This is a genomic window from Mesorhizobium sp. M7A.F.Ca.ET.027.03.2.1, assembly GCF_003999175.1.
Lineage (GTDB): Bacteria > Pseudomonadota > Alphaproteobacteria > Rhizobiales > Rhizobiaceae > Mesorhizobium.
In genome coordinates, this window is sequence record NZ_RZOM01000623.1 from 1 (window position 1) to 3,655 (window position 3,655).

The 3,655-nt window shown below is 61.1% G+C and carries 3 protein-coding genes and 1 pseudogene; all 4 read left to right on the plus strand.

Annotated elements, in window-relative coordinates; all coding sequences use genetic code 11:
- Window positions 1-221, plus strand: a pseudogene (locus EN750_RS23575) (DNA polymerase III subunit delta'); the annotation flags it as partial.
- A gap of 141 nt (window positions 222-362) precedes the next feature.
- Window positions 363-1,913 carry a methionine--tRNA ligase gene (gene metG / locus EN750_RS23580; RefSeq protein ID WP_127397802.1) on the plus strand — a complete coding sequence of 517 codons (1,551 nt, stop codon included), beginning with the start codon at window positions 363-365 and terminating at the stop codon, window positions 1,911-1,913.
- Window positions 1,913-2,707, plus strand: a complete 795-nt coding sequence (locus EN750_RS23585; RefSeq protein WP_127397803.1) for a TatD family hydrolase — start codon at window positions 1,913-1,915, stop codon at window positions 2,705-2,707. The genes metG and EN750_RS23585 overlap by 1 nt, the downstream gene beginning before the upstream one ends.
- Before the next feature lie 3 nt (window positions 2,708-2,710).
- Window positions 2,711-3,529, plus strand: coding sequence for an MBL fold metallo-hydrolase (locus EN750_RS23590; protein ID WP_127328993.1), 819 nt, complete (start codon window positions 2,711-2,713; stop codon window positions 3,527-3,529).
- The last annotated feature ends 126 nt before the right edge of the window (window positions 3,530-3,655 follow it).

The window sequence follows — 3,655 nt, forward strand, 5'->3', positions numbered from 1 at the left end:
AGGCGATCCAGTTCGATATCTTCAACCGCCGGGCGCTGGACCTGTTGTCGGACGCGGCAAGTCAGGCAGCACTGGCGGGCGATCTCGCACGGGCCAAAAAATTGTCGGACACTTGGCATGAGGCGCTGGACGCTATATCTGAGACCGATACCTACAATCTCGACAAGAAGCAGCACGCCCTGATCATGATCGACCGCCTGAATTCTGCAATGCGAATGTGACGGTTTTCCCGATGCATGCCGTTGTCCCCAAAACCGGGGCCACTTTTGGGCGGCATGCATTGGCATCGGGATGGCAAATGCTGCCTCGATACGATATCCACCGCCACGCCTTTCCATTCAGACATTCATGACGGTTCATTCATGTCACGCGACAAATTCTACATCACCACCCCGATCTTTTATCCGAACGGCAAGCCGCATATCGGCCACGCCTATACGGTCATTGCAACCGATGCCCTGGCGCGCTTCCAGCGCCTGGATGGCAAGGACGTATTCTTCCTGACCGGTACCGACGAACACGGTCTGAAGATGCAGCAAACGGCCGAGAAGGAGGGCATAACGCCGCTGGCGCTGGCCGACCGCAATTCGGCGATTTTCCGCGCCATGACCGAGGCGATGGGTGGCTCGAACGACGACTACATCCGCACGACGGAACCGCGCCACTACGAATCCTGCCAGGCAATCTGGAAGGCGATGGCCGCCAATGGCGACATCTATCTCGACCGCTATAGCGGCTGGTACTCGGTTCGCCAGGAAGCCTATTTCGACGAAGGTGAGACGATCGTCGGCGACGACGGCGTGCGTCGCGAACCGCTTGGATCGCCCGTCGAATGGAACGAGGAAGAAAGCTACTTCTTCAGGCTTTCCGCCTATCAGGACAAATTGCTGGCGCTTTATGAGAGCCAGCCCGACTTTGTCGGTCCGACCGAGCGCCGCAACGAGGTGCTCAGCTTCGTCAAGTCCGGGCTGAAGGATCTGTCGATCTCGCGCACGACCTTCAAATGGGGCGTGCCGGTGCCGGGCGACGACAAGCATGTGATGTATGTCTGGGTCGATGCCTTGACCAACTACATCACCGCCGCCGGCTATCCCGACACAAAGGCCGAGCAATGGCGCTATTGGCCGGCTACGCACATCATCGGCAAGGACATTGTCCGCTTCCACGCGGTCTATTGGCCGGCCTTTCTGATGTCGGCGGGCATCGAGTTGCCAAAGCGCGTTTTCGCGCATGGCTTCCTGTTCAACCGCGGCGAGAAGATGTCGAAATCGGTTGGCAACGTCGTGGATCCATTCGCGATGGTCGAGCACTACGGTCTCGACCAGGTGCGCTACTTCTTCCTGCGCGAGGTGCCCTTCGGCAACGACGGCAGCTACAGCCATGACGCGATCGTCAACCGCACCAATGCCGACCTTGCCAATGGTCTCGGCAACCTGGCGCAGCGCTCGCTGTCGATGATCGCCAAGAACTGCGGCGGCGTGGTGCCACAGCGCAGCGACCTGACGGATGCCGACAGCGCGATCCTGGACCAGGCCGTCGCCGCTCTCGACACCGCGCGCAAGGCGATGGCCGAGCAGGGCATCCATCTGGCGCTGGCGTCGATCTTCGGCGTGGTGGCGGAAGCCGATCGCTACTTTGCCGGAGAGGCGCCATGGGCGTTGAAGAAGACCAATCCGGAGCGCATGGAAACCGTGCTGTGGACGACCGCCGAGGTCGTGCGCCGCGTGGCGGTGCTGTGTCAGCCCTTTACTCCGGGATCAGCCGCGAAACTGCTCGATCTGCTGGCGGTGCCGGCGGACAGCCGCGACTTCGTGCATGTCCACGCGGACCATGCGCTGGTGCCGGGCACCGCGTTACCCGTGCCGGAAGGGGTTTTTCCACGTTACGTCGAACAGCCGGACGCGAACGTCTGATGCTCGTCGACAGCCACTGCCATCTGGATTTTCCAGATTTCGCCGAGGAGCGGGCTTCCATTGTCGCTCGCGCCAAGGCGGCCGGTATAGGCCGCATGGTGACGATCTCAACTCGCGTGAAGAGATTTCAGCAAATCCATGAAATCGCAGAGACTTTTGACGAAGTATACTGTTCGGTCGGCACCCATCCGCACAATGCCGCGGAAGAGCTCGACGTAACATCTGCCGATCTCGTGCGGCTGGCCGCCCACCCGAAAGTGGTGGCGATCGGCGAGGCCGGTCTCGACTATTTTTATGACAAAGCGCCACGCGATGCACAGGCGCAAGGCTTTCGCAATCACATCGCCGCCGCACGCGAAACGGGGCTGCCGCTGGTCATCCATTCGCGCGATGCCGATGCAGATATGGCTGATATTCTTGAGGCCGAAACGGGGAAGGGCACCTTCCCCTTCATCCTGCACTGCTTTTCTTCCGGGCGTCGGCTTGCCGAAATTGGCGTCGCTCTCGGCGGCTACGTGTCGTTCTCGGGTATCCTCACCTTCAAGAATTCGGCTGAGTTGCGCGCCATTGCCGCCGATGTGCCGCATGACCGGCTGCTGGTCGAAACCGACGCGCCCTACCTGGCGCCCGTGCCGTTTCGCGGCAAACGCAACGAGCCGGCCTATGTCGCCCATACCGCCAAGGTGCTGGCCGAAACCATCGGCGTCAGCGAAGCTGAAATCGCCGATCTGACGACGGATAATTTCTTCCGGCTGTTCGGCAAGATGTCGCGGCCTGTAGAGCAAAGCGCCTGAACGATGACCGACCGGCTGCGCCTCACCATTCTCGGCTGCGGCTCGTCGCCAGGTACGCCGCGCATCACCGGCGACTGGGGCAATTGCGACCCCGACAACCCGAAGAACCGGCGCACGCGTGCCGCCGCACTCGTCGAGCGGATCGCGTCGAATGGCGGCCGCACGACTGTGGTCATCGACACGGGGCCGGATTTTCGGCAGCAGATGCTGCTGGCCGGCGTTAAACGTATCGATTCGGTCGTCTATACCCACCCGCATGCCGACCATATCCATGGCATCGACGATCTGCGCGGTTTCGTTCTCGATCAGCGCCAGCTCATCGACGTCCATGCCGACAGGGCGACGATGCTTCGCTTGCGGGAAGCGTTCGGATACTGTTTCGAGACGCCGCAAGGCAGTTCCTATCCGCCGATTGTCAGGCCGCATCTCATCGACCACACCAAGCCGGTGGTCATCGAAGGAGAGGGGGGTACCCTCACCCTCGAGCCGCTGCCGCAGATCCACGGCGACATCGTATCGCTCGGTTTCCGCATCGGCGGCCTCGCCTATTGCCCCGACATCAGCGACTTTCCGGAGCCCACCGCCGAACGGCTGCGCGCCCTCGACGTGCTGATCATCGACGCGCTGCAATACCGGACGCATCCTAGTCATTTGTCCCTTGGCGAAGCGCTTGATTGGATCGAGCGGCTGGCGCCGATACATGCGGTGCTGACGCATATGCACGTGCCGCTCGACTACGCAACGGTGGTGGCCGAGACACCAGCCAATGTCGAACCAGCCTATGATGGGATGATGATTGAAATCCCTTACGAATCAGCGTGAAAGAAACAGAACTTCATGACCGGCTCCAGGGCTCGCGTACCCAAAGCGCTGCCGATGCCGGTATGCATGACGACGTGACCTCACCGTCTCGGATACGCTGCCCGGCACACGGCCATCACAGTATCG